Here is a 26,333-nt window from a genome sequence, read left to right as displayed (position 1 = left end):
ATTAATCCTCCCACACACTTGTTTCCATCTTTACATCAGGACTTACACTTCTAAACCATCCGTAAGCCATGCATACTACAATGGCTATCAGACTGATGATTACTACCGGAAGTTTCAGGCTTCTGCAAGAATTGATAAAAATGCAGATATATGCAAACAGGCTCAAACAGCAGAGGAAATAATATTTTCCGTTAGAAATATGCATTGGTGATTTTTCCCATGCTTCTGCATGTTTTTTCGGAAGCTGGAAATACGCATAAATCTGCAGAAATGCCAATGCTGATGCCAGAAGCATAATATTATTTACAACATCACTGATAGAAAAGTCCAGTAACACAGGTAATATTCCCATAAGATAAGTAAATGTCATCAGTTTCCAGTAAGCCCCTCTTCTGTTCTGAGCTGCCCATGATTTCGGAAGCCATCCATCTTTACAGGACTGTGCAACCGGAATACAGTTATTGGAAATTGTTGAATTAATGGATGAAGACAGTGCAAGTACCGGACCACCAATCATAAATACTGTGAAAAGTGCCGGATTTAAAATATTTTTTGCAACCAGGGTAAGCGGCTGTCCGGCTACCTGATCCAGAGGAAGCACACCACTTGCTACAATTGCAACACCGCCATATACAACCATCAGTGTCGGAATACAGTACAGAAGTGCCTTTGGAATATCTTTATGCGCTTCTTTTGCCTGTTTACCATAATTCATAATGCAGGAATATCCGTTTGTTGAATATACATACAGCATGATTGCGGAAAAGAATCCGGATGGACCATTGGAGAAAAAGTCTGGTGCTGTAAACTCAAACACCGGATTTTTCAGCTGGAGGCATCCCAGAACAATAAACAGACCAAGTGCAACAAACAGCAGGATAACCAGAATTTTCTGTACCTTCGCCATTACATCCACACCACACAGATTGATGGCAAAGAACACACTCAGGGCTGCAATTCCAAACCATTTCGCATTAATCTGCGGCCACAGGGAATTTGCATACATACCAATTGCCACACCATAAGTCGCCAGATTGATCGTCTGTGGCAAAAATCCTACTGCATACATACCGGCAACTCGTTTGCCGGCCATATCTCCTACCAGAGAATAAAATCCTCCTCCAAGTTTCAGTGTAGATGTGATCCATGGAATTGGTGCAATCATCATAAATCCCCAGATACATGCAGCTACATATGCCAACCATGCTGACTGACCAGTCAAAAGAATTGCCGGTCCGATCAGTGTCAGAACACCCGATCCAATCGCCTGTCCTACACCGATTGTATAAAGATCACTTCGTTTCAGGTAACCTGTTTTTTCTTTTATTTCCTTTACTGTTGACGACATAAAAGCCCCCCTTTTTTATTGACTTTAACATTAATAGTGTAATTAATTCTTTTTCTGACGTCATGTGAATTATTTAATGCTATATTAGCATCTAGGTTTCAAGATTTCTATTGACAATATTATTAAAAATACACACTTTAATTTGTGCATTATTTACATCTTTTTTATATTAAGAAGAATTTTTTACTCCATTATATTGTAATCAAACTTTACACCTGTTATAATTTATTATACTAATCGTACAATACAGGAGGTTTTCATGAAAATAGAACAGTTGATCCGTGAAAAAGTATCTTTCCTTTCTGCCGGTCAGAAGAAAGTCGCCGAATATATATTACAACACCTTGATTCATTCAGTTATTCCACCCTTGCGAAACTCAGCAAGGAAATTTCCGTAAGCGAAACCACTATCATACGCCTTGCCTATTCCCTGGGATTTGAAAGTTTTTCTGAAATGCAGCGTACTGTACAGAATGATATTCTTTCCGTTCCTACGGTTATAACAGACGATTCACGGCTGGATAGCGGAAATTTTTATCAAAACATCATTGCCAACGAACTCCACTCCATGGAAAGCTGGGCATCTCATCTGAATCAGGAAGATATGGATCAGATTGTTACCCATCTGAGCAATGCCAAAAAACGCCTCATTGTTGGTGCACGCTCTTCCTACAGTGCCGCTCTCTGGATGGGAACTCTGTTGAATCAGCTTCTTGGAAATACCAAGGTGGTTCACGAATTTTACGATTCCAATTTCGAATATCTCACAGAAGCATCCGAGGATACAGTTGTTCTTCTGATCTCTTTTGCCCGCTATACCAAATGGTCTCTGAAATATGCACAGATTGCCAAAAATCATGGTGCAAAGATACTCGCCATCACAGACAGCATTTCATCACCGGCATGGGCGCTGGCAGACCACGCTATCATTACAGAGATCAATCTCAATGAAATGGGATTTAACTCCTTCTCATGCCTCTATTGTCTGTTTGACAGTATTGTTGCAAAAATCCGCAAAACCAGGTGCAAATCCATCAGTACACGACTTCATGACCTAGAAGAACTTTATTCAGACTTTGATCTTTTTTACGAATAATAATTTCAGGGGGGGGGATTATCATGCAGGAAATTTTAGATATTTTTCTTGAGAAATCAAAGCAACATCATTCCAATATCGTCTACGCACAGATATATAAAAATGATCTTCTAAAAGAAGAATTCAGACTTTTTCCGGTCAAAACCCGTTTAAATATATGGTCTATAAGCAAGCCTTTTGTTGCAATGGCCGCAGGTATCGCAGAACGTGAAGGACTGATCACTCTTGATGAATACATTTATCCCTGGTTTGAAAAATATTTCCCTTCCGACCCTTCTGAAAATCTGTACAAGATAAAGATCCGTGATCTTCTTACCATGTCATCCGGTCAGAAAGATCCGCTCTTTTTCTGCGATGGACCAGAGCGATACAGAGAAAAGGACTGGGTGAGATATTTCTTTCAGAATGATTCTTTTCCATATACACCCGGTACTCATTTTGTGTACAGCAATTTTTGTTCCTATATTTTATCTGTTCTTCTGGAAGAGAAATCCGGAACGGGTCTGCTGAATTATCTGCGATATCGTTTCTTTGAACCGGTTGGCATTCCGAATCCGGACTGGACCCTCTGCCCTCAGGGACATTGTATGGCAGCTAACGGACTGTATCTGACGATTGATGAATTGGCTCGTTTTGGACATCTGCTTCTGCATGAGGGTTCCCTGAACGGAAAACAGATCGTCCCAAAAAAATTCGTGATTGATGCCTGTCAGAAACATATCGATTCTTACAATCCACTGACGGAGCATCCGGATTACCAGAGCTATGGTTATGGATATTTCATATATATGGGACCTATGGAAGATACACTGATCCTGTCCGGCAATTACGGCCAATACTGCGTCGTTGACAAAAAACGTCAGATGGTATCCTGTGTCATGTCCCTGGATGGAAATGACCACAAAAAAATCCGTGATGACCTGGTGGATTCTCTTGCAGAATATTACGGTGTGAAAATTTCACATATATAAAAAAATGCCGCTCCCGCGGCCATATCATATGATATTCGCAATCCGCTAACGCTACTTGCTCATAAAAAAATGCCACTCCGCGGCCACATCATATGATATTCGCAATCCGCTAACGCTACTTGCTCATAAAAAAATGCCGCTCCCGCGGCATTTTTTTATATCACTAACCAATCCTCAACCATAGCTGTATTATGTAGCAGTACTGCCTCATTTCCCTTCGTTACAAAAATCCTCTGCACAAACACATCCACAACTTCGCCTTCCCGGACGGGTTCTTCGTCAAGGCTTCTTCTGGCGCTGAGTGTGGTGTTTCCTACACGGACTTTCAGTTCCAGGCTGCTGCCGCGGAATGCGACTCGTTCTACGACGCCCTCTGTTGCAGAGCTTTTATATTTCTGTTCCTCGTTCTTCTTAGTCACTTTTACAAACTCCGGACGGACAATGGCTTTTTCGCCTCCCGGAACTTCCTCGAAGTGATTGAACACCTGGTAATCATCGATCACAGAAGTCTGCCCGAAAAATCCCGCCGTAAACGCAGTATCCGGATTCTGATAAACCTCCAGTGGAGTTCCCTTCTGCTCGATCCGTCCACGGTTGGTAATAATAATTTCATCCGCCACCTCAATAGCCTCATCCTGGTCATGGGTAACAAAAATACTGGTGATCCCCAGCTTCTCGATCATATCCTTCAGCCAGCTTCGAAGCTCCGTACGGATCTTTGCATCGATCGCCGCAAAAGGCTCATCCAGAAGGAGAAGCTGCGGATTCGGAGCCAGAGCCCGGGCAAAAGCAACTCGCTGTCTTTGACCACCGGACAGCTGACTCGGATATCTTTTCTCCAGGCCCTTCAGCCCGATCAGCTCTACCAGTTCCATAACCCTCTGCTTAATATACTTCTTGTCCGCCTTCTGCACCTTCAAGCCAAATGCAATATTATCATACACCGTCATATACCGGAAAAGAGCATAATTCTGGAACACAAATCCAATGCCTCGCTCGCTGGCAGGCACATCATTGACCACTCTTCCGTCGATGATGATCTCCCCGCTGTCTGGCTGCTCCAGACCGGCGATCATACGGAGAATCGTAGTTTTTCCACTTCCGCTGGGCCCCAGAAGACCGATCAGCTTCCCCTTTTCGATACCAAAGCTTACGTTATCAGATGCCTTGTAATCCCCATATGTTTTATTGATATTTTTTAACTCAACGTACATCGCCTTTTTCCCCCTTTCCTTTATGCTCCAGAACATTTCTTGCGATCAGAAGGATCACCGCCAGGATCACCAGGATCGAAGAAACCGCAAATGCCGGAACATACTGGAATTCGTTATAAAGAATTTCCACATGAAGCGGAAGTGTATTTGTTTTTCCACGGAGATGTCCGGACAGTACGGACACAGCTCCAAACTCTCCCATGGCTCTGGCTGTACACAGCACAACACCATAGAGAAATGCCCACTTGATATGCGGAAATGTCACCTTGGTAAAAATCGTCCAGCCTTTTGCTCCCATCAGTGCTGCCGCCTCTTCCTCATCGGACCCTATGGATTCCAGAACCGGTATGATCTCTCTGGACACAAATGGAAATGTGACAAAGATCGTTGCCAGGACAATTCCAGGAACTGCAAACACGATCTGTATCCCTGCACTTTCAAGAACAGAATAAAGAGGACTCTGCTTTCCAAAAACCAGGATATAGATAAGACCTGCGATAACCGGTGATACTGTAACCGGAACATCGATCAAAGTGGTAAGGAGCTTTTTTCCCCGAAAATGAAATCTGGTCATTGCCCATGCCGCACACAGACCAAAGATCGTGTTGCATACAACAGCCGCAGCCGTCGCCCCAATGGTCAGCTTCAGCGCTTTCAGCGTGTACTCATCTGTCACCGCCTGCACATAGCACTGCCAGCCCTTGCTCAGTGCCTGGGTTACAACAACCACCAGAGGCAGTACCAGCATCACAAAAAGAAAGATCACGGAAATCCCGATAAGGATCCATTTCACCGGCCCGGAAGCCTGCTTCTTTTTTCCATCCATTATGCATCCCTCCCTCTGATACGTTTCGTATTTCTTGCCTGCACCACATTCACACCAAACAGGATCAGGAATGATACTGCCAGTGTAACCAGTGCGATAGCTGTTGCGCTTTCATAGTCAAACTCCTGAAGCTTTGACATGATGATCAGCGGCGTGATCTCTGTATAATAAGGCTTGTTTCCTGCGATAAAAACAACGCTTCCGTATTCTCCCAGGCAGCGTCCGAAGGCAAGTCCCGCCCCGGAAAGCATTGCCGGCAGAAGCTCCGGAAGAATAACTCTGCGAAAAACGGTGAATGGCTTTGCACCCATGACACGAGCCGCCTCCTCATAAGAACCGTCCAGCTTCTCCAGCACCGGCTGAATGGCCCTGACTACAAAAGGGATTCCCACAAAGATCAATGCCACCGTGATACCGATCCTGGTATATGCGATCTTAATACCGAAATTTGCAAAAAAGCTTCCCACCAGACCTTTATCGGATGTCAGGGATGTCAGTGAGATACCGGCAACTGCAGTCGGCAGTGCGAAAGGCAGCTCGATCATTCCATCCATGATCCTTTTTCCCGGAAAATCATATCTTACCAGCACCCACGCAAGGACCAGTCCCATAATGGCATTGATCACTGTGGCCGCAAATGCGGTAATAAAGCTTACATAGAATCCGGACAAAACCCTCGGCCGTGTGATCACCTCAATAAATTCCCGAAGCCCCAGCCGCGCCGAGTATACTGCCAGAGACGCAAGAGGGATCAGAACTACGATACTCAGCATCGCCAAAGTCACTCCCATTGTCAGTCCAAAGCCTGGTATCACACGTTTACTCTGTTGTTTCTTCATTTCTGTCTCCCCTCTTTTCTATTCTAAGTTTCTGAGCTGTTACAAAATCTCAGGCTCTTCTACTCTTCATAGATCTCATCAAACACTCCGCCGTCTGCGAAATGCTTTTTCTGAACTGCATCCCAGCCGCCGAAATCTTTGATCGTTGTCAGCTTCACCTCCAGGTTAAAAGTATCTGCATGCTTTTTCAGGATCGTCTGATCAACCGGTCTGTAGTAATTCTCAGCGATCAGCTCCTGAGCTTCATCGGAATACAGATATTTCAGATATGCTTTCGCAGCTTCTGCATTATCATGCTTTTTCACATTTTCATCTACAACAGCAACGGATGGCTGTGCCAGGATACTGATGCCCGGCGTTACGATCTCGCAATCATCCGGATTATCCCTTACAGAAAGAAACGCTTCATTTTCCCAGGCGATCAGCACATCCCCCTGCCCGTTTTCCACGAAAGAGGTTGTGGCACCTCTTGCACCGGAATCCAGAACCAGGACATTTTTGTAAAGCTTCTTGATAAAGGCTTTCATCTCTGTCTCGTTGCCGTTATATTTCTCATTGGCATAAGCCCATGCTGCCATGTAATTCCAGCGGGCGCCACCGGATATTTTCGGATTGGGAGTGATCACTCCCACACCATCCTTTGTCAGATCATCCCAGTCGTGGATATTCTTCGAATTTCCCTTCCGAACAAGAAATACAATGGTGGAAGTATAAGGAGCACTGTCATCCGGATATTCATCGATCCATCCCTTGTCGATCAGACCGGCATTCCGGATCGCATCGATATCATATTCCAGTGCAAGTGTCGCCACATCCGCAGGAAGTCCATTGGAAATCTCAAGAGCCTGCTTTCCAGAACCGCCATGAGACTGGATCACATCCACACTCTGACCCGTTTTCTCTTTCCAATATTTTGAAAAATTCTTATTATATGCTTCATAAAATTCTCTGGTCGGATCATAGGATACATTGGTGATTTCCACGTGATTTTTATCCTTTGTATTGTTTCCCGACACTGCAAAAGTTCCTGCCAGTACCACTGCTGCCAGTGTGATGCAGACACCTGCGATGCGTTTTCTTTTCATGATCTGTGTACTCCTTTACAACCACATTTTTATTTGGAAATCTTTTTCCCAACAATGTAAATGCTTCATTTCGCTGTCAAATCATACCTGTTCTTTCCGTTTACTGTGGTTCTGTAATTTTTTTTGAATTGAATACATTAAACCATATTATTCCCATTAATTAAATAGGAATATTTGAAAACGTTTTCATAGAAAATATTCTGGCCATAGCGCAACCGCATCCTGTCTGTCATTATATCTGCGTATCCGCAATCCTCAGATACAATAATCGCTCCACATACTGTCCTCCACACTGCTGCAGCTGTTCCGTATCATCAGTCTGCCTTCCAGCTCCATTCGCACAATACCGGAATGCCCGCCCTTCAGCCGGTCCAGCAGCAGGTATAATGCAAATTTTCCCATATCCTCCTTGGGCAGACTCACCGTTGTCAGCATCGGTCTGGTAAACTGTGCCTCCTGTATATCATCGCTGGATATGATCGAAGGCATATAATACCTGTTCCGAAATTTATTCAGGCACTTCAGCATTCCGATCGCTGAAATATCATTGGCACAGTAAATTCCGGTTGGCATGTCGTCCGACTGAAAGAACTTTTCCATGGCCTCGTAGCCCTCGGCCTCAGTCTGCTTTGTTTCGATAACATACTCCGGTATCACATCCAGATCATGCTTCTTCAGTGTTTCCAGATACCCGTTATACCGGTCCTCGCTGTGACACTGGCCAATATAACCGATATTTTTGTGTCCCAGGGAAATCAGATATTCCACTGCCGCTGCTGCGATCTTTTTCCCATCACAAAGGACCTCATCCACTTCATAATTGGTAGAATTCCGGTTCACCGATACTACACTCTTATACTTCTTATTCAGCTTCTTCAAAGCCTCTTTATTACATCTGCCGATGATGATCAGGCCATCCCTTTTCCCGTCCACCTCGTCATACATTCCGTCGATCAGCCGGTCCAGATTCTCCCTTCGGCACTTCCGGTCATCGGAAAACACAGACATATACCATACTTTGGAAAGAATGCAGTTTTTATCATGGATCTCACTTTCGATCACCCGAAGGAGCTCCGCAAAAAACGGATCGGTCGTGGAAGAATCGGTTCTTGTCATCAGGATATTGATGTACCAGGTTTTCTCCTGCTTTGCGGAAACGCCTTTTTTCAGATTCCGGGCCGCCTCGTTGGGCACATAATTCATCTCGATAGCTGTTTTCCATATCTTGTCCCGGAGGCCGGAAACAGAACATTTATAATTGGGATTATTCAAAACTCTGGAAACCGTCGCCGGTGAAACCCCTGCCTTTTCTGCGATCTTCTTGATGGACATGTACCCGTCCCCTCCCTCTGAAAAAAGGTCTGCCCGCTGCCAGTCCTGTAAGCTGCTCAACGTCATCTATGTAACTCAGCATCATCAGTGTAACAGAACTTTTTATCATTCCTTATTTCATAGTAATTAAATATGTTTTATATGATAATAAGAGTTTTGAAAAAAGTCAATCTTATTTTGTGAAAACGTGTTCTTTTTTTGCCTGCAATATATAAAAACAGACTGAGAACCTGATATATATTCTTATCAAGCTCCAGTCTGTTTTGCGTACTCAAACATATAAGATATAACTATGAGTAAATAACAAATGCTGATTACTAATATCCTTTGAATTATTTAACCGTTACCTTACAGGTCAGTTTTTTGGAACCACTCTGAACGGTAATGGTTGCAGTTCCTTTTTTGATGCCTTTTACAACACCTTTGGATGTGACCGTTCCCCCATTTTCCAATTCACATTTATACTAAAATTATAAATTTCCCATCACATTTAATCAAACTTTGTTTAGAATATTTTTGTCATATTTTGTCTGTTTACAGACATTTTTTAACATTTTTTCTACTATAAAAAACCGACAGCTGCACATGTGAAAACTTTTGTACCTGCTTTATTACCAAAATACCAAAAATACGACGTGCAGTTGTTCAAAATAAATATCTGTACTTTCTCCTCCTGCTCATAATAATCTCAAATACTCTTTTTTTATATTCCTGCGGATAATAACTTTCCATATTCAATATTTCTTTTACGTCTTTTTCAGTAAATTCCAGACTTATCTGCTGACCATACAATTCTTCCGCAATCTCAATCTGCTCATCAAAATCTTCACACAGAGTTTTTGATCGTGCCTCCTCCATCAGATTATTTATGTTTTCTTCCATCGGATAATCCATCTGTATATCTGATAGCAGTCCTGCACCATTATCAAATATTGGACATAAATGATATTTTTCTTCTGCATCCATTAAGACTCCAATATTATGCATATGCCGATCTTCATTCATAAAAAATGTATCAATTGCCAGGATCTTACTCATATACTTTCCAAAATCGCTAATTCCCGTAATGCGTTCCGTCTGATCTACTATAAATTCCAGTCTTTCCGAATGTTCTGGAATCGTGAATAATTTTTTATAAAGACTTTCATTATAAAATCCATAAAAAAGTCTTTCTAATGTAATAAGCTGCCATCCCTCAGGCAAAAAATTTTCACTTTTACATCCCAGATATTTTCTTCTCTTATAACTAATCTCTTCTGTTTTATATAAAACATACTCTTCCTGTTTCAGTGAAGATTTTTCCAACAAACGTGAAACAACATATTCCACCAATCCCTCATATCCCATATAATCAGCTTTATACCATACATTGTTCCTGCACCATTTCAATTGGTTTCCTTTTGACGATTGTCTGTCATTTGTTTTGATATCCTGTTCAAAAAGCTGTACCATCTTTACCTCTCAATCCTGATCCAGAAATCATCCTCTGCCATTCTTCCTTCGGTCTTTTCTATGATCATAAACGGATCATAAAATGGCAGATTCAAATCTTCTAATACCAATTTTATTTTGTCTCGTTGTCTCGGGAAACAACGAGATTCCAGAAATTCCTCGTATTCTTCAAAGGTTGGTTTTTCATTTCGGCCAAATGCTTTTTTAATAAAATTGTTTGTATAATTATATATTTTTACTTTTCTGCCTCTCTCATCCACATCAATAATCGTACATATTTCACTCTTAAACATGTACCATAAGCGTATCGGATATTCTTTTTCCGGCACGCGGAGGTTTTCCTCTATCTGAGGATACTCGTTTAAAATATGAACTAATGTCGTAACCGGTCCTGTAATATCCCGATTTTCACTTTCCCATCTTTCTATTGTTTTCTGAGATACATTTACTAACTTTGCAAAATCTTTTTGTGTAAGCTTCAATTTCTTCCTTAAAATTCGTATATCTTCTGCCCGTATCGAATGTTTCACAGCATATCCTGTCATTTTAGATTCCCCCTTTTTTATTAATATACCCTTATTTTAAGGGTATAACAAGCTATTTTATTCCTTATTTTAAGGGTTTTCTATATTTATAAAAAACCCGGCAGCTGCACATGGAAAACTCTCCATGTTTCATCTGCCGGGCTTCTGTTTTTATTTTCTTTTGTATTCTTTCACTGTTATGGCGATTTTACGTACGCCTGCTTCATTGTTACTTCACCGTTATCTTACAGTTCAGTTTTTTCGCTCCGCTCTGCACGGTGATCACGGCCGTCCCTTTTCGGATTCCCTTTACAACACCTTTGGAATTTACCGTAGCGATCCTGCGATCCGAGGAACGGAAAAGAATCTTTTCGTCGCTGTAATACGGCACGGTCACTGCCTGGATCGTATATGTTTTTCCACGAAGTATGGTTTTTGTTTTGGGCACGCCGGTCATCTTTGCGGTCCTTACTGCGGCAGTATTGTTCAAAAAACGGAACCCATTTTTCTTTGCGTAAGTCTGCGCAGTAGAACCCTTTTTTCCGGCAATGACAAAAGTTTTATTTTTTCCATTATTGAAATTATAGCCGATCGCTTCTTTTTCTATCACTGTTTTACTGTTGAGGATCGTAATCTTTTTCATTGCCAGGCAATCATAAAAAGCATGGCTTCTGATCTTTTTCACACTGGCAGGTACTGTAATATTCCCCAGTTTTCGACAATTACTGAATACACCGTTCCCGATCTCTGTAAGCTTCTTCGGCAACGACACCTTTCTGAGATCTGTACAAAAAGAAAACGCACCTTCACCAATAACCGTAACACTGTCCGGAAAGCTTACTCCTGTCAAACCGCAATGCCGAAAGGCCGCTCTTTCTATCCTGGAAACGCCCTGTCCAAGCGTAACCTTTTTCAGCTTCATATCCGCCTCAAATAACGATTCCGGTAATATTTTCACACTTCCCGGAATGATGACAGATTCCAGACTGTTACAGTAACTGAAAGCATATTCATCAATTTTTGTTACAGTTTTCGGTACATCTAGGCTCATAAGCTTACTCTGGTAAAAAGCATATGCACCAATGCTTTTCAGTCCATCAGGAAGCTTGATCCTGGTGATCGCAGTATCTCCAAATGCTCTTACTCCAATACTCCGCAGAGTTCCCGGCAACGAAATCCTCTTCATATTTCTGCAGTCTGAAAAGGTTCTGTCACCGATTCCCGTGATCCCAGATGCAACGGTTACTGTTTTTATCATTGCTGATCTGTATGAAAAATCATCGGTAACCTTAACCTCCCCTTTTCCCTGTATCTGCAGGTTTCCATTGGAGTACAATCGGTAAACAGCTTTGCTTCCACAGGAGCCCTTCGCAACAAGCTTTGCAGTGCTCTGCACACCTGCTGCCGATGCTTCCTGCGCATATTCAGCCGCATAACCAGTCTGTGCATGTACAGCCACAGAAGATACACAGGACCCTGTCAGGATCATTGCCGTTGATAACAGTATTGCGATTTTTTTCCCAAACATAAAAGCTCCCTCCCTGAGAATCGATCGGATATCCACGATCTTCTCCCATGCAGCAACAAAAGGACCGACATACATCCGGTCCTCCTGTTCATCATTTAGAATCTGTTGGTTAATCCAACCACATACATATCTTCTTTATATTCCGGGATCTTCACAAGAAGTCCTTCTGCAGTATCTTCAGTTTCTACCTTCACTGCCGGATCAAATGGTCTCAGCTGTCCGTGATAGCCCTTGATCAGGAATTCATTGGCACCTTCCTTCAGATGATCTGCAAACACATTCAGATTTCCGTCTTTCTGTGTATAATGGAGCTCGATTCCACTCTCAAGCAGCTCAGATTCACGGTCACTGCAGCGTGTTCCGTAAATACCGTCATGGTTTACCTTCAGCCATGCACCCAGGATCTTCAGTCTTCTTACCTGCTCCTCCGGGATAGTTCCGTCTGCCTTCGGGCCGATGTTCAGGAGAAGATTTCCGTTATTTGCCACTGTTCCGACAAGAAGTGAGATCAGATCCGGAACAGAGATCAGCTTGTCATCGCCTTCGTTGGCATTATAACCGAAGGATAAGCCCATTCCACGGCACATCTCCCATTTCTCATTTCTGTTTACAGAACCGGCTTTATATTCCTTAGTAAGGAAATCATGATAACGTCCGTTGAAACGGTCATTTACCACACCCTCCGGAACCTTATTGTAATAATGTGCAAAGAAATACGGCATCATCTCTTCACTCTGTGTCGGCCATCCGATATCATTCCAGAACACACTCGGTGCATAATCATCTACAAGCTCTTTCATCTGATTATAGGAATAATCTGCATATGCAAATGTCGGACTGGCTGTTCCAAACAGATCATCATCCTCAAAAATAGGATCGTTTGCATACTGCCAGTCGATCAGTCCGGAATAATACAGGCCCATGCGGATTCCTGCGTCACGGACAGCTTCTGTCAGCTCACCGGTGATATTTCTCTTCGGTCCCATTTCTACGGAATTGAAATGTGTATATTTACTTGGGAACAGGCAGAATCCGTCATGATGCTTGGTTGTCAGAACAACATACTCCGCACCTGCTTCTTTGAAGATCTCTGCCCACTGCTTCGGATCCCAGTTTTCAGCTTTCCACATAGGAATAAAATCTTCGTATTTGAAATCTTTTCCGTATTTTTCTATATGATGCTTATATGTAGGGCCTTTTCCAATGTTCAGAGAATTGTAATACCATTCTGCATACGGATTATCCGCAAACCATTCCTTGGAATCAACCTCTCCCAGCTCCCATGTATGCGGTGCAAATGCCGGCACAGAATAAATTCCCCAATGGATAAAAATTCCAAATTTACAATCCTCATACCATTTTGGAACTGTGTGTGCATTTACAGAGTTCCAGTTTCCTGTGAATCTTACATCTCCCATAATTAAAATACCTTATCCTTTCTGTCCTTTCAAAAAGACATTATAATTTACTTGCTTCCCCCAACAGCTATTCTACTGTGATCTTCAATACCACCGGCATATCTCCCGCCTCAATAACCCCTCTTCCGCAGGAAATATCCAGTTCTTTATTTCTCGCAAATGCCGGATGCAGATCTGTTCCGAGAATCTCAATATCCCGGATCGTGGATTTCAAAAGCTTCATATCATTGCCAAGAGCTTTGATATGGATCTCTCCATCCTCCGGCCAGTGCAGAACAGTCGCATAAATATGATTGCTCTTACTTGTAAAACGGATATCCTCAGAAGTAAAGTGCTTATCATAGGTATCCGTGAAATGTCCCTCCGGAACCACCGTCGGTCCCTCTCCGAATATCTTCCAGTATCTGGTTCCGTATATCGCCTCTCCGTTTACCTTCAGCCATTTTCCCATTTCTCTCAGGATATGTGCATCCTCTTCCGGAATTGTTCCATCCGGCTTCGGTCCGATATTAAGAAGAAGTGCACCATTTTTGCTGACTACATCGATCAGATCCAGCACTACATCGGAAGGCTTCTTATAATCATTTCCAATGGTATAGCCCCAGGAATTCTTAGCTACAGACGTATCATTCTGCCACAGATCCGGTGTGATATGGTCTAACTGACCTCTTTCCAGATCATTGACTGCGCTGCCGTAAACATATGCGTCAAATTTGGCATCAATGGCTGTTTCTTTTCCCCACTGTGCAGAACGGTTGTAATAATATGCTGCAAATTTACGAAGATACGGTTTCCATGCATATTGCTGGATCCACCAGTCAAAATACACAATGGATGGCTGATATTTATCCACGATCTCGCAGGTGCGGACAAGCCAGTCCTGCATATGCTCCTCTGTCGGAGGATTGTCATAAATATCACTCATATCTCTGGTGATTCCTGCTGCCGGCCCATAAAGATCCGCATATTCCGGATCATTGACATCAGCCTCCGGGATCTGACGACCTCCATTAAAGAACCAGTAATGCTCTGCTCTGTGAGAAGAAGCACCGAGAACCATTCCCTCTTTCTCAACCTCTATCTTCAGCTCTCCGAGAATATCTCTTTTCGGTCCCATCTCAGCAGCGTTCCAGCGACAAAGGTCACTGGCATACATCTGAAATCCATCGTGATGCTCCGCTACCGGAACTACGAATTTCGCCCCCGCCTCTTTAAATAAGGCCGCCCATTCCTTCGGATCAAACTTCTCAGCCTTAAACTGAGGAATAAAATCCTTGTAGCCGAATTTATCCAGAGTTCCGTATTTCTCTGTATGATGCAGGTTCTCCTTAGAGCCTTTCACATACATATTTCTGGGATACCATTCATTTCCGAAAGCCGGAACACTGTAAACACCCCAGTGGATAAAAATTCCGAATTTATCTCTTGCATACCACTTCGGCGTAGGATGCTCACAGAGAGAATCCCAGGTATCCGTGTATGGTCCCTGTGCGATCACCTCATCGATCAGAGAAAGGTATTCTTCTTTTTTCATCTGTTCGTCCTCTTTACATCTTTTATTTATATTGTATGGATGTCTCTATGTTATCATCAAACCTTTTGGTTGTATATGCCCAACAATTCACAAATAAAACGTTTCGTTTTTATACATAACATACAACAAAAAAAGACCTTGATGATGTTTTTGTTCCAACTTCATCAAAGTCTTTTCTTTTTTACATAATATTCTCTTCGATCACCTTTTCGATCCGTCTCTTCACTTCTTCTGCGAGCTCTGTGGTATGCATATCTTTGTATTCCTCATAATACATCGGAGGAAGGATATGCACCTGTACGGTGAGCCTCTCTGTAGAACCGGTATCAAAAGCCTTAAAGGAATCGATCAGTGCAACCGGAACGATCGGGCATTTTGTCTTGGTGGCAGTCTTGAAGCTGCCGCCCTTGAACGGCCCCGGATGATTTCCGTTTTTACTTCTGGTTCCCTCCGGAAAGATCAGATAATTACGACCAGCCTTCACTTCCCGTATTACATTGACAATGACCTGCATGGACTGCTTCAGGTCTTCCCTGTCAATGATAAAGGCCTTCATACAGGCAAAAACCTGCTTCAGAAAAGGAATCTCTCCAACTTCCTTCTTGGCAACTACCGAAAAAGGAACCGGGCATGCCCGGATGATCGCCAGCACATCAAACAGTCCCTGGTGATTCGGAAAAAACATAAATCCCTTTTCTTTTGGGATATTTTCAGCTCCATGCACATCAATATGGATATTTCCGCCTTCAATGGCATGCTCATCTACCAGTCTCAGGAATGCGTATTTCTTCTCTTCCGGATAATCATCTGTATGCGCTGCATACCAGCAAAGCTTGATCCACCAGTAAGGAACAAAGACTATATTTCTGAGCACCATCAGCAAAATCCGCTTCATTCTTACATCCTCCCGCCTCTGCTTTATCCGTTCAGTTTCCCTGCAATCTTATCCTCGTATCCCGGATTCTTTTTCAGAAAAACCTCATAAGCCTTTGTATAATCTGTATAGGTTTTCGTAGTCATAAATTTCTGATAATCCTTAGCAGCCTGCTGGCTGATCTTATCTGAAATCTCAGAAGGCGCATACAGATAATACTTTTTGTCCTGGACCTTTACAAGATAGGTACTGATACATGGATATTCCTGCTCGTTCTCCAGAACAAGATTATAGCGGATATAAACATACGAATAATTTTTGTTTTCAGAAATGGAGCCACAGCTGTCGATATTTACATCCTTTACTCCATGGGCCTGAAAATATTTTATCGTGGAGGAAATCTCTGTTTTCGCCTCATCCGATAACTTATCCGCACTGTAACAGCTCTGCATCTTTTTATTCTTGCCTGCTGCTGCCGCTTTGATGTAGCCTTCCACAACCCCCTCCGGAGTTCTGTGGCTGATCTTTCCGCAGCCTCTGGCCGCCAGAACGATCACCAGCAGGATCAGAATGATCCCCGCCAGTGTCGCAATGTGGACAAAATTCAGTTTTTTATTAGAGTATTTCAGCTTCTTTACTGATTTTTTTCTGCGTTTTTTCTTTGTCGTCGTCATGACTTATCCTCGACCTTATTCCTCTTCACTGCCTGTGACAGCTTCCTCTGCAGAGCCTTCTTCGTTATCGCCGGTTTTTCCGTCAGCTTTTTCGGTAGTTGTATCTGCTTCCGGATCTTTATCTCTTACCTTGGCGATACTTGCAACAGTTACACCCTCTGTAAGATTGATCATCTTCACACCGGAGGTGATCCTTCCAAGAACAGAGATATCCGCACACTGCAGACGGATAATGATACCCTCTGTAGTGATCATCATGATCTCGTTCTCTTCGTTGACAGCCTTGGCGCCGACAACATTTCCGGTCTTCTCGGTGATCTTGTAGCACTTCACACCCTTACCGCCACGGTTCTGGACAACGAACTCACTCATAGCTGTACGTTTGCCCATTCCGTTCTCGGAAACTACAAGCAGATAATCTCCCTGAGTGTTCAGCTGCATGGCAACAACTTCATCACCGTCAGTAAGATTCATACCTCTTACTCCCATGGACGCACGGCCTGTGCTGCGGACATCTGTTTCCTTAAAGCGGATACACTGTCCGTCCCTGGTCACAAGAATAATATCTTTGTTATTATCAGTAGACTTAACCTCGATCAGCTCGTCATCATCACGAAGAACGATTGCTGTAAGACCTGTCTTACGGACATTCTCGTAATCCTTGATCGGAGTTTTCTTCACAAGGCCTTTCTTGGTGGCCATCATCAGATAACGACCCTCTTCATATTTACGAAGCGGGATCACAGCTGTGATCTTTTCTCCCGGTGCAAGCTGCAGAAGATTGATGATCGCAGTTCCTCTAGCTGTACGACCGGCCTCCGGGATCTCATATACCTTCAGTCTGTATACACGTCCTGTATTGGTAAAGAACATGAGATAATGGTGCGTTGTCGTCATCAAAAGTTCTTCGATATAGTCATCCTCAATCGTCTGCATACCCTTGATTCCTCTGCCACCACGGTTCTGGCTGCGGAAGTTGTCAACGGTCATACGCTTGATATAACCAAGCTTTGTCATTGCGATCACTGTATTTTCTCTCGGGATCAGATCCTCTGTAGAGATATCATATACATCGTATCCGATGGAAGTCTTTCTGTCATCGCCGTATTTCTCTGCAATGGCAAGAATCTCCTCACGGATCACCCGGAGAAGGAGCTTGCGGTCAGCAAGGATTGCCTGGAACTTGCGGATCTTCTCCATAAGCTCTGCATACTCAGCCTCCAGCTTCTCTCTTTCCAGACCTGTCAATGCACGGAGACGCATATCCACGATCGCCTGTGCCTGCACATCTGTCAGCTCAAAACGGTCGATCAGCTCCTGCTTGGCGATCTGTACGTTGCGGGAACCACGGATGATGCGGATCACTTCGTCAATATTATCAAGTGCCTTCAGAAGACCCTCCAAAATATGGGCTCTCTCCTGTGCCTTATTAAGATCATACTGTGTTCTTCTGCGAACTACATTCTCCTGATGCTCCAGATAGTACTCCAGCATCTCTTTCAGGTTCAGAACCTTCGGTTCCATGCTTCCATGATTTGGAACAAGAGAAAGCATGATCACACCAAAAGTATCCTGCAGCTGTGTATGCTTGTAAAGCAGATTCAGGATCACGTTGGCATTGGCATCCTTACGAAGATCAATACAGATTCGCATACCCTCACGGCTGGAATGGTCGTTCAGGTCTGTGATCCCGTCGATCTTTTTGTCACGGACAAGCTCTGCGATCTTCTCGATCAGACGTGCCTTGTTTACAAGGTACGGGAGCTCGGTAACCACGATACGGGATTTACCGTTTGGCAAAGTCTCGATATTCGTCACCGCACGGACACGGATCTTGCCACGTCCGGTACGGTAAGCTTCCTCGATACCTCTCGTTCCGAGGATGGTCGCTCCTGTAGGGAAGTCCGGTCCCTTTACGATCTCAAGAAGCTCCTCCATAGCTGTTTCTCTGTCTTCTTCTACAATGTTGTCAATGATCTTAACAACTGCATTGATAGTTTCACGAAGGTTATGCGGCGGAATATTGGTTGCCATACCTACCGCAATACCTGTAGTACCGTTTACTAAAAGGTTCGGAAAACGTGCCGGAAGCACAACCGGCTCACGCTCTGTTTCATCAAAGTTCGGCTGAAAATCAACCGTATCCTTGTTGATGTCAGCAAGCATCTCCATGGATATCTTGCTGAGACGTGCCTCTGTATATCGCATGGCAGCCGCACCGTCACCATCCACGGAACCAAAGTTTCCATGTCCGTCAACCAGCGGATATCTTGTGGACCATTCCTGAGCCATATTGACCAGCGCACCATAGATGGAGCTGTCACCGTGCGGATGATATTTACCCATGGTATCACCGACAATACGCGCACATTTTCTGTGTGGCTTGTCAGGACCATTATTCAGCTCGATCATAGAGTACAGAACTCGGCGCTGTACCGGCTTCAGACCGTCTCTTACATCAGGCAAAGCTCGTGAGGCGATAACACTCATGGCATAGTCGATGTAAGATTCCTTCATCGTTTTTTCCAGATCCACTTCGTGGACTTTGTCAAAAATATTATCTTCCATTCTTCTTTATTCTCCTAGATATCAAGATTCTTAACGAATCTTGCATTTTCTTCGATAAATTCACGTCTTGGCTCTACCTTGTCTCCCATAAGAGTGGTAAATGTCAGATCGATCTCAGATGTGGCAGCTTCGTCCATGGTCACACGGAGAAGGATTCTCTTCTCAGGGTCCATAGTAGTCTCCCAGAGCTGCTCGGCATCCATCTCACCCAGACCTTTATAACGCTGGATCTTATTGTTTCCGTCACGTCCGATCTCGGTAAGGATATTGTTCAGCTCATCATCGTCATATGCATACCATACCTTTTTGTTCTTCTCCACTTTATAGAGAGGAGGCTGCGCCAGGTATACATATCCCTGCTTGATCAGCTCCGGCATGAAACGATACAGGAAGGTCAGAAGCAGTGTTGCGATATGTGCACCGTCAACATCGGCATCGGTCATAATGATGATCTTGTGATAACGAAGCTTGGAAATATCAAAATCCTCATGGATTCCGGTTCCGAAGGCAGTGATCATTGCCTTGATCTCTTTGTTTCCGTAAATCTTATCCAGACGTGCCTTTTCAACATTCAGGATCTTACCACGCAGCGGAAGGATTGCCTGTGTGGCACGGTTTCTCGCTGTCTTGGCAGAACCGCCCGCGGAATCTCCCTCTACGATATAGATCTCACAGTTCTCCGGATTCTTGTCAGAACAGTCTGCAAGCTTTCCCGGAAGCGACATGCTGTCCAGTGCGGATTTTCTTCTTGTAAGGTCACGTGCCTTTCTGGCTGCCTCTCTGGCTCTCTGTGCAAGAACGGATTTCTCAACGGTAGCCTTGGCAACTGCAGGATTCTGCTCCAGGAAAATCTCCAGCTGTTTACTTACAACACTGTCTACCGCACCTCTGGCCTCACTGTTTCCAAGCTTCTGCTTGGTCTGACCCTCAAACTGCGGATTCTCGATCTTAACACTGACGATCGCAGTCAGGCCCTCACGGATATCATCACCGCTTAAGTTCGGCTCACTGTCCTTGAGAAGCTTGTTCTTACGTGCATAATCATTAAATGTATTGGTGATCGCATTACGGAAACCGGTAATGTGTGTACCGCCCTCCGGTGTATTGATATTGTTTACAAAGCCATAGGTGTTCTCTGTATAGGAATCATTATGCTGCAGCGCAACCTCTACAGACACGCCGTCCTTCTCACCCTCACAGTAAATGATCTCCGGGTAAAGAGCCTCCTTGCTTCTGTTCAAGTAGCTTACAAACTCACGGATACCACCCTCATAGTGGAATACCTTCTCGCGCTCCTGTCCCTCTCTCTTATCCTCCAGAACGATACGAAGACCCTTAGTCAGGAAAGCCATCTCACGAAGTCTCTGTTTCAGGATATCATAATCATAAACAGTCTCCTCAAAGATCTCCTTGTCCGGAAGGAAATAAACCTTCGTACCGGAAAGCCCCGGATCACAGTCACCTACCACCTTCAGCGGGTACATAGTCTTGCCACGCTCATATCTCTGTTTGTATTCCTTACCCTCTCGGTAGATGGTAACCTCCAGCCATTCGGAAAGTGCATTTACAACAGATGCACCAACACCGTGAAGACCACCGGAAACCTTATATCCTCCACCGCCGAACTTACCGCCTGCGTGAAGAATGGTAAATACAACCTCAACTGCCGGAATACCTGCCTTATGATTGATACCAACCGGAATACCACGACCATTATCTGTAACTGTAATGGAATTATCCGGATTGATATCTACATGGATCTCCGTACAAAAACCAGCCAGTGCTTCATCGACTGCGTTATCCACGATCTCATATACGAGATGATGAAGTCCACGGCTGGAGGTACTTCCGATATACATTCCAGGCCTCTTACGTACGGCTTCCAGTCCTTCCAGGATCTGGATCTGATCCGCGCCGTATTCTGTATTCTCTGCGCCCATGTCATTCCTCCTGTTCTTGTCGTCCGGACGTGTTTGAAAATTCATTTCTGCAGAACCATAGCAGCTTCAGAAATCATTACATCAAATCCTGAACAAGATAAACTGATCTTTTAATTTCAGGAAATACTGTATTTTCATTTTGCAGAAAGCAATTCTCAAACCCGCTCCGGAAGTGTCATTTATACCTGTAAAATAAATATTTTTTACATACGAATACAGAGTTTATTATAGCACAAAAAAGCCTGTATTTCCACGCAAAATCATAGGAAATACAGGCAAAAAAGTATCTTATTAAATGCAATTTCAAATTACATAGCACAATATGCGCTTAAAATATATGGAATATTCAGCTACTCCAGTAAAAGCCCAAATTCTTTTAACAATTTCTTCTGGTATTCCGGATCTGATGCCGATTTTATAATATCAGACGTCCTGCCCAGTTCAGCAAGGCAGAGGATCAAACTGTTAATACTATGTTCTCCCTGTTGCATTCCCTGCTGTATTCCCTGCTGCATCCCCTGTTGCATTCCCTGCTGCATTCCCTGCTGCATTCCATCCTTTATTCCATCCTGCATTCCAATTCCATACCCTTCATCATAGCCAGCCTGTAAACTTTTTCTTATCTTTTCCTCGATCTGATCCTGTATGATCCGATTTAATGCTTCACACATACAATCCGCCTCCCTGAATTTTTCTTCATTAGCCCTTACGATCATCTGCATAACTGATTCGTACAAAGGATTTTTCTGCTTTTCTCTGTATTCATTGAGAAGTCGTTTCATATCTTCCTTATCTTTTATTCTATCAGTCAGACTTCTCAGCCACAGATTTTTCTTCTTCGACAACTGCTCTGTTACAATGACCTGGATTGGGATCTTAGATCCTGTTACGTAATAAATTCCTTCTTCCATCTTTTTTACCCGGCATTTCCAAAACTCCCTCAAATGACGGAGCATCTTCCGGGGATATGCCCTGCTTACCAAAGAGATCGTAATCTCCTCAATTGGGATTTCATCCTCAGTTACCGTATCCGCTTTATAAAAAAATGCATATCCACACACCTTATAAAAATCATTGATGCTTATATAATCCGTCGGACTCTTATACTCAATGATATTATATTTTCGGAAGATCCTTCCTATGTTTTTATTAATGGGGATATCTGATTTCTTTTTGATCACAAGCGCATCGATCTCCATTGGTTTCGTCCCAAGCTGATGCTCATTCTCAAAAATCAGATTCTCCCTTTCTGCCTCCAGTTCTATCTGGATATCAGCAAAAAATGCAGGATGCCACTGCCGCAGGTTAGAGCTGTTTGTTCTGTTTTTATTTACGATCATACACGACTCCTCTATTTTGATCTCAAGGAGCCTCATCTGAAAACTCCTGCTGAAAAATGGAAAAAAGCATGAATTTTCTGAGATGACAGGCAATCTGCCTGATATATGAAATGTAATAGAAAAATAAGATTATTTTTAGAAAATATGCTTTTACAGCATTTCCATAGAATCCCGGAACTGCTTTTTATTTTTGATAAGATCAGCTTACCACAATATGGTCTATACTGCAAGCAAATCATTTCGACAAAATCCGCACAGTACTTTTTATTACCACAATAAAAAAAGCCACATACGTTCCCAAAAATCCTTGGTCACAGTATGCAGCTTATTCAATCATCCACGATCACGTTACCTACGATCCGTACCACAATTACACCTGATCATTCAGCAGAACCTTCTCCATCCAGAAGCGCCTTATAAATATCCCGCTTGGAAATACCACGATCCTTGGCAGCAAGCTTCATGGCATCCTTCCTGGAATTCCCCTGCTGCTCATACATCGCCACATGCTCCGCAATGGAAATCTCCTCCCAGGAAGCACGCTTCTCCGCCTCCATCTCACTGCGGCTCCTGCCTTCGATCACAAGAACACACTCACCCAGCGGCTTCTCATCTTTATAAAAATCCATCAGATCATCGATCGTAGTCCGGAATGCCGTCTCATGCTTCTTGGTCAGCTCTCTGCAAAGAGTCATCCGGCGGTTGCCAAGCGCCTCTCTGAGCTCACCAAGAGTCCGTACAAGCCTGTGAGGTGCCTCATACAGGATAATAGTCCTGGTTTCACAGGAAAGCTCCTCCAGGATCGTTTTTCGTTCTTTCTTATCCGCCGGAAGAAAAGCCTCGAAAGCAAAACGCCTGGTATGCAGGCCTGACAAAGTCAGAGCAGTGATACAGGCAGCAGGACCCGGAAGTGAAGTCACTTCAATTCCGGCTTCATAGCACATGGCGGCAAGCTCCTCCCCGGGATCTGAGATACCCGGAGTACCTGCATCTGTGATCAACGCAATGTTTGTACCCGCCAGCAGCTTTTCCACGAGGACATGGCCCTTATCGATCTTATTGTATTCGTGGTAGCTGGTCATGGGGGTTTTTATATCAAAATGATTCAGCAGTTTTATGCTGTTGCGGGTATCTTCCGCGGCGATTAAGTCCACTTCCCGAAGGGTTCTTAGTACTCGAAGGGTGATGTCTTCGAGGTTTCCTATGGGGGTGGCACATAAGTATAGTTTTCCGTTTTGTTTCATAATTTGCCTCTTTTCTCGCTTGACCGCGGGGAGTTGTTTTCCACTTGGCCGTGGGGGTTTCCGCTTGACCGCGGGGATTTGTTTAAGTTTGGAAGCTTTGAAAACCGCAAAGGGGCCGCAAAGCCGCGCCCCCTCTGCACACCCCTTGGGCTTTTTTTTAGTAGTGCAAGGGATTCGTTGTTCTTATTTGTTGACTTGTGTCTGTATGCTTCGGTATTCAGCGCGCTACGCTGTGCCGATGTTGTTTTATTTCCTCACTTTCTCCGTGATTCACTTCTGGCAAGGTGTCTGTATTCTTCGGTATTCAGCGCACTACGCTATGCCGATATTATTTTATTTCTTCACTTTCTCAGTGATTCACTTCTGGCAAGGTGTCTGTATTCTTCGATACTCAGCGCGCTGCTCTATGCCGATATTATTTCATTTCTTCACTTTCTCCGTGATTCACTTCTGGCAAGGTCTCTGTATTCTTCGATACTCAGCGCGCTACTCTATGCCGATATTATTTCATTTCTTCACTTTCTCTATGATTCACTTCCGGCAAGGTGTCTGTATTCTTCGATACTCAGCGCACTACGCGCTGCGATCTCTCGCTTTGAATCTCAGGTGAGGGGAGGCAGGCTGCTGGTGGTGACGTTAGCGGAGCCCCCGTCAGCGAGGTGAGGATAGCTGCTGCCACCGAGCGCACTGTTTGAGCGAAGCGAGTTTGCGCGAATGGCAGCAAACCGGCGCCGCAGCCGAGCAGGGGGCGCAGCGTGTCACCACCAGCAGCCTGCCTCCCCTCGCCGTCCCTTCACCAACCGAAGTACCACAGCCACCCAATCTCTCACAACCAACCAAACAACCAACCAAACAACCAACCAGGCAGCCACCCTAAGCCACAACATCACAACATTCACACCATCCGATACAACTCCAAAACATCCTCCGTATAAACCCCCGGCCGCTCATAAACCACCAGCGGCCGCTCAACCCGAATCCTGGAATTCCCGCCCTTACAAGCCTCGATCAACACCATATTCGGCTCCTTATCAATAAAAGGATACACCAGCTGCATCCTCTTAGGCTCCAGCTTATACTTCGTCAAAGTCGCCATCAGCTCCACAAGCCGGAACGGCCTGTGCACCAGAAAAAACCGCCCCCTATCCTTCAGGACCCGGGCAGCCTGACAAGCCACATCATCAAACGAACACAAAATCTCATGCCTCGCGATCGCCTTCGGAAGATGCGGATTCGTCAACCCATGCTGCCCGATCATATACGGCGGATTACACGTCACCACATCAAAAGAAGCCGCCCCAAAAATCCCGGCAGCCTCCCTGATATCACCCTCAACGATCCGAACCCTGTCCTCAAGACCATTATACCTCACACTACGGTCAGCCATCTCCGCACACTCATGCTGGATCTCCAGCCCCGTGAAATGCTCCCCATCCGTACGATCAGAAAGCAAGATCGGAATGATCCCCGTACCGGTCCCCATATCCAGCGCAACCTCACCCCTCTTCACCCGGGCAAAACCAGACAACAGAACCGCATCCATCCCAAAGCAAAACTTCTTCGGATCCTGGATCACAAACAACCCATTCTGAAGATCATCCACACGCTCACCGCAATAAACCAGATCACTTCTCATTCGGCTTCGAATCTCCCTTTTTAACCTCTTTCTCCTCATGGTCAGCAGAACCGGCACCACCCTTACCCTTTTTTCTCTTAGGGCGGAACCTCAGATCACGGACCGGAAACTCCTGGATCTCCTTCTCGTCATTCACCTCAACCACGATCTTAACCATCTGCCGGAGAACATTCACACTCTGGACCGTACCTGAAACACCCTGCGGCGTCGTCACAATATCACCGATACCCGGAAGATTCCGGTTCAGCTCCTCATAAGTCTCCTGCTCATTCTTCAGACAGCACATCAGACGACCACAAACACCTGAAATCTTCGTCTGGTTCAGAGAAAGATTCTGCTCCTTCGCCATCTTGATGGAAACCGGCGCAAACTCCGAAAGATACGTATGACAGCAAAGCGTCCTTCCACAGATACCAATACCGCCAAGGATCTTCGTCTCATCACGGACACCGATCTGACGAAGCTCGATCCTGGTCTTAAACACAGACGCCAGATCCTTAACCAGCTGCCGGAAATCAATACGGCCATCCGCTGTAAAATAAAACAGCACCTTGTTATTATCAAAGGTATACTCCGCATCGATCAACTTCATCTCAAGCCCATGCTCACGGATCTTCTTCTTGCAGATCTTAAAAGCCTCTTTCTCCTTCTGACGGTTCTCAGCCTCATGGTCCTCGTCCTCCTTCGTTGCAACACGGAGAACCTCCTTCAGCGGATGGACCACCTCGTCCTCCTTCACGCTGCGCGGCTCCAGGACAACACGGCCATACTCCACACCACGGGCAGTCTCCACGATCACATGATCGCCGACCTTCACCTTATAATTCTTAGGATTAAAATAATAAATCTTACCAACGTTACGAAATCTGACTCCAACTACCTTTTCCATT

General features: G+C 44.4%; 21 protein-coding genes. 2 read left to right on the top strand and 19 right to left on the bottom strand.

What is annotated here, in order from left to right; all coding sequences use genetic code 11:
• Position 1: 1 nt before the first annotated feature.
• Positions 2–1,348, bottom strand: a complete 1,347-nt coding sequence (locus CCC17_RS05545; protein WP_021653084.1) for an APC family permease — start codon at positions 1,346–1,348, stop codon at positions 2–4.
• A gap of 259 nt (positions 1,349–1,607) precedes the next feature.
• Here CCC17_RS05545 and CCC17_RS05540 point away from each other — a divergent pair, with 259 nt between their 5' ends.
• Together CCC17_RS05540 and CCC17_RS05535 are read left to right on the top strand one after the other, a co-directional pair.
• On the top strand, positions 1,608–2,444 hold the full coding sequence (locus CCC17_RS05540; RefSeq protein WP_092072444.1) for a MurR/RpiR family transcriptional regulator: 837 nt from the start codon (positions 1,608–1,610) through the stop codon (positions 2,442–2,444).
• 23 nt (positions 2,445–2,467) lie between these two features.
• Positions 2,468–3,415 carry a serine hydrolase domain-containing protein gene (locus CCC17_RS05535; protein WP_287082679.1) on the top strand — a complete coding sequence of 316 codons (948 nt, stop codon included), beginning with the start codon at positions 2,468–2,470 and terminating at the stop codon, positions 3,413–3,415.
• 155 nt (positions 3,416–3,570) lie between these two features.
• Here CCC17_RS05535 and CCC17_RS05530 read toward each other — a convergent pair whose 3' ends face one another.
• The 18 genes from CCC17_RS05530 to CCC17_RS05445 all read right to left on the bottom strand — a co-directional run bounded on the left by CCC17_RS05530 (position 3,571) and on the right by CCC17_RS05445 (position 26,332).
• A complete protein-coding gene (locus CCC17_RS05530) occupies positions 3,571–4,629 on the bottom strand; it encodes a sulfate/molybdate ABC transporter ATP-binding protein (protein ID WP_092072438.1) in 1,059 nt (352 codons plus the stop codon).
• Complete coding sequence (cysW, locus tag CCC17_RS05525; protein WP_287082678.1) at positions 4,619–5,455, bottom strand: sulfate ABC transporter permease subunit CysW; 837 nt, start codon at positions 5,453–5,455, stop codon at positions 4,619–4,621. Before cysW ends, CCC17_RS05530 begins: the two co-directional genes overlap by 11 nt.
• Positions 5,455–6,294: a sulfate ABC transporter permease subunit CysT gene (cysT, locus tag CCC17_RS05520; RefSeq protein ID WP_287082676.1), complete on the bottom strand. Its 840-nt coding sequence runs from the start codon at positions 6,292–6,294 to the stop codon at positions 5,455–5,457. Before cysT ends, cysW begins: the two co-directional genes overlap by 1 nt.
• Positions 6,295–6,353: 59 nt before the next feature.
• Positions 6,354–7,379 carry a sulfate ABC transporter substrate-binding protein gene (locus CCC17_RS05515; protein ID WP_287082674.1) on the bottom strand — a complete coding sequence of 342 codons (1,026 nt, stop codon included), beginning with the start codon at positions 7,377–7,379 and terminating at the stop codon, positions 6,354–6,356.
• A gap of 255 nt (positions 7,380–7,634) precedes the next feature.
• The gene (locus CCC17_RS05510; RefSeq protein ID WP_287082673.1) at positions 7,635–8,711 is read right to left on the bottom strand and encodes a LacI family DNA-binding transcriptional regulator; all 1,077 of its coding nucleotides are present in this window, start codon (positions 8,709–8,711) and stop codon (positions 7,635–7,637) included.
• A 645-nt stretch (positions 8,712–9,356) separates the two neighbouring features.
• Positions 9,357–10,163, bottom strand: coding sequence for a hypothetical protein (locus CCC17_RS05505; protein ID WP_178818380.1), 807 nt, complete (start codon positions 10,161–10,163; stop codon positions 9,357–9,359).
• A 2-nt stretch (positions 10,164–10,165) separates the two neighbouring features.
• Positions 10,166–10,708 (bottom strand): helix-turn-helix domain-containing protein, encoded by a 543-nt coding sequence (locus CCC17_RS05500; RefSeq protein WP_015526587.1) that lies wholly within the window; start codon positions 10,706–10,708, stop codon positions 10,166–10,168.
• Between the two features lie 208 nt (positions 10,709–10,916).
• A complete protein-coding gene (locus CCC17_RS05495; protein WP_287082672.1) occupies positions 10,917–12,215 on the bottom strand; it encodes a leucine-rich repeat protein in 1,299 nt (432 codons plus the stop codon).
• 95 nt (positions 12,216–12,310) lie between these two features.
• A complete protein-coding gene (locus CCC17_RS05490) occupies positions 12,311–13,633 on the bottom strand; it encodes an alpha-L-fucosidase (RefSeq protein WP_118608775.1) in 1,323 nt (440 codons plus the stop codon).
• A gap of 67 nt (positions 13,634–13,700) precedes the next feature.
• Positions 13,701–15,167, bottom strand: a complete 1,467-nt coding sequence (locus tag CCC17_RS05485) for an alpha-L-fucosidase (protein ID WP_161209732.1) — start codon at positions 15,165–15,167, stop codon at positions 13,701–13,703.
• A gap of 181 nt (positions 15,168–15,348) precedes the next feature.
• Positions 15,349–16,062: a lysophospholipid acyltransferase family protein gene (locus tag CCC17_RS05480; RefSeq protein WP_270486672.1), complete on the bottom strand. Its 714-nt coding sequence runs from the start codon at positions 16,060–16,062 to the stop codon at positions 15,349–15,351.
• A 23-nt stretch (positions 16,063–16,085) separates the two neighbouring features.
• Positions 16,086–16,715 carry a hypothetical protein gene (locus tag CCC17_RS05475; protein WP_021651690.1) on the bottom strand — a complete coding sequence of 210 codons (630 nt, stop codon included), beginning with the start codon at positions 16,713–16,715 and terminating at the stop codon, positions 16,086–16,088.
• A 15-nt stretch (positions 16,716–16,730) separates the two neighbouring features.
• Positions 16,731–19,283, bottom strand: coding sequence for a DNA gyrase subunit A (gene gyrA, locus CCC17_RS05470; protein ID WP_270486668.1), 2,553 nt, complete (start codon positions 19,281–19,283; stop codon positions 16,731–16,733).
• 14 nt (positions 19,284–19,297) lie between these two features.
• The gene (gene gyrB, locus CCC17_RS05465) at positions 19,298–21,223 is read right to left on the bottom strand and encodes a DNA topoisomerase (ATP-hydrolyzing) subunit B (protein WP_015526581.1); all 1,926 of its coding nucleotides are present in this window, start codon (positions 21,221–21,223) and stop codon (positions 19,298–19,300) included.
• 350 nt (positions 21,224–21,573) lie between these two features.
• Positions 21,574–22,563 carry a 3-isopropylmalate dehydrogenase gene (locus CCC17_RS05460; RefSeq protein WP_287082671.1) on the bottom strand — a complete coding sequence of 330 codons (990 nt, stop codon included), beginning with the start codon at positions 22,561–22,563 and terminating at the stop codon, positions 21,574–21,576.
• Between the two features lie 380 nt (positions 22,564–22,943).
• On the bottom strand, positions 22,944–23,807 hold the full coding sequence (gene rsmI / locus CCC17_RS05455) for a 16S rRNA (cytidine(1402)-2'-O)-methyltransferase (protein WP_278655354.1): 864 nt from the start codon (positions 23,805–23,807) through the stop codon (positions 22,944–22,946).
• Between the two features lie 895 nt (positions 23,808–24,702).
• On the bottom strand, positions 24,703–25,443 hold the full coding sequence (locus tag CCC17_RS05450) for a tRNA1(Val) (adenine(37)-N6)-methyltransferase (protein ID WP_059086497.1): 741 nt from the start codon (positions 25,441–25,443) through the stop codon (positions 24,703–24,705).
• Positions 25,433–26,332, bottom strand: a complete 900-nt coding sequence (locus CCC17_RS05445) for a PSP1 domain-containing protein (RefSeq protein WP_287082670.1) — start codon at positions 26,330–26,332, stop codon at positions 25,433–25,435. Before CCC17_RS05445 ends, CCC17_RS05450 begins: the two co-directional genes overlap by 11 nt.
• Between the last annotated feature and the right edge of the window lies 1 nt (position 26,333).

The organism is Blautia sp. LMAG:36 (genome assembly GCF_008680535.1).
Classification (GTDB): domain Bacteria; phylum Bacillota; class Clostridia; order Lachnospirales; family Lachnospiraceae; genus Blautia_A; species Blautia_A fusiformis.
The sequence above is the reverse complement of the archived record's forward strand: the minus strand, read 5'-3'. Positions and strand labels throughout refer to the sequence as shown.

Coding starts and splice junctions, on each gene's coding strand:
- CCC17_RS05545 (WP_021653084.1), bottom strand. CDS start 1,348: ATGTCGTCAACAGTAAAGGAAATAAAAGAAAAAACAGGTTACCTGAAA.
- CCC17_RS05540 (WP_092072444.1), top strand. CDS start 1,608: ATGAAAATAGAACAGTTGATCCGTGAAAAAGTATCTTTCCTTTCTGCC.
- CCC17_RS05535 (WP_287082679.1), top strand. CDS start 2,468: ATGCAGGAAATTTTAGATATTTTTCTTGAGAAATCAAAGCAACATCAT.
- CCC17_RS05530 (WP_092072438.1), bottom strand. CDS start 4,629: ATGTACGTTGAGTTAAAAAATATCAATAAAACATATGGGGATTACAAG.
- cysW (WP_287082678.1), bottom strand. CDS start 5,455: ATGGATGGAAAAAAGAAGCAGGCTTCCGGGCCGGTGAAATGGATCCTT.
- cysT (WP_287082676.1), bottom strand. CDS start 6,294: ATGAAGAAACAACAGAGTAAACGTGTGATACCAGGCTTTGGACTGACA.
- CCC17_RS05515 (WP_287082674.1), bottom strand. CDS start 7,379: ATGAAAAGAAAACGCATCGCAGGTGTCTGCATCACACTGGCAGCAGTG.
- CCC17_RS05510 (WP_287082673.1), bottom strand. CDS start 8,711: ATGTCCATCAAGAAGATCGCAGAAAAGGCAGGGGTTTCACCGGCGACG.
- CCC17_RS05505 (WP_178818380.1), bottom strand. CDS start 10,163: ATGGTACAGCTTTTTGAACAGGATATCAAAACAAATGACAGACAATCG.
- CCC17_RS05500 (WP_015526587.1), bottom strand. CDS start 10,708: ATGACAGGATATGCTGTGAAACATTCGATACGGGCAGAAGATATACGA.
- CCC17_RS05495 (WP_287082672.1), bottom strand. CDS start 12,215: ATGTTTGGGAAAAAAATCGCAATACTGTTATCAACGGCAATGATCCTG.
- CCC17_RS05490 (WP_118608775.1), bottom strand. CDS start 13,633: ATGGGAGATGTAAGATTCACAGGAAACTGGAACTCTGTAAATGCACAC.
- CCC17_RS05485 (WP_161209732.1), bottom strand. CDS start 15,167: ATGAAAAAAGAAGAATACCTTTCTCTGATCGATGAGGTGATCGCACAG.
- CCC17_RS05480 (WP_270486672.1), bottom strand. CDS start 16,062: ATGAAGCGGATTTTGCTGATGGTGCTCAGAAATATAGTCTTTGTTCCT.
- CCC17_RS05475 (WP_021651690.1), bottom strand. CDS start 16,715: ATGACGACGACAAAGAAAAAACGCAGAAAAAAATCAGTAAAGAAGCTG.
- gyrA (WP_270486668.1), bottom strand. CDS start 19,283: ATGGAAGATAATATTTTTGACAAAGTCCACGAAGTGGATCTGGAAAAA.
- gyrB (WP_015526581.1), bottom strand. CDS start 21,223: ATGGGCGCAGAGAATACAGAATACGGCGCGGATCAGATCCAGATCCTG.
- CCC17_RS05460 (WP_287082671.1), bottom strand. CDS start 22,563: ATGATCGTAAATAAAAACAGAACAAACAGCTCTAACCTGCGGCAGTGG.
- rsmI (WP_278655354.1), bottom strand. CDS start 23,807: ATGAAACAAAACGGAAAACTATACTTATGTGCCACCCCCATAGGAAAC.
- CCC17_RS05450 (WP_059086497.1), bottom strand. CDS start 25,443: ATGAGAAGTGATCTGGTTTATTGCGGTGAGCGTGTGGATGATCTTCAG.
- CCC17_RS05445 (WP_287082670.1), bottom strand. CDS start 26,332: ATGGAAAAGGTAGTTGGAGTCAGATTTCGTAACGTTGGTAAGATTTAT.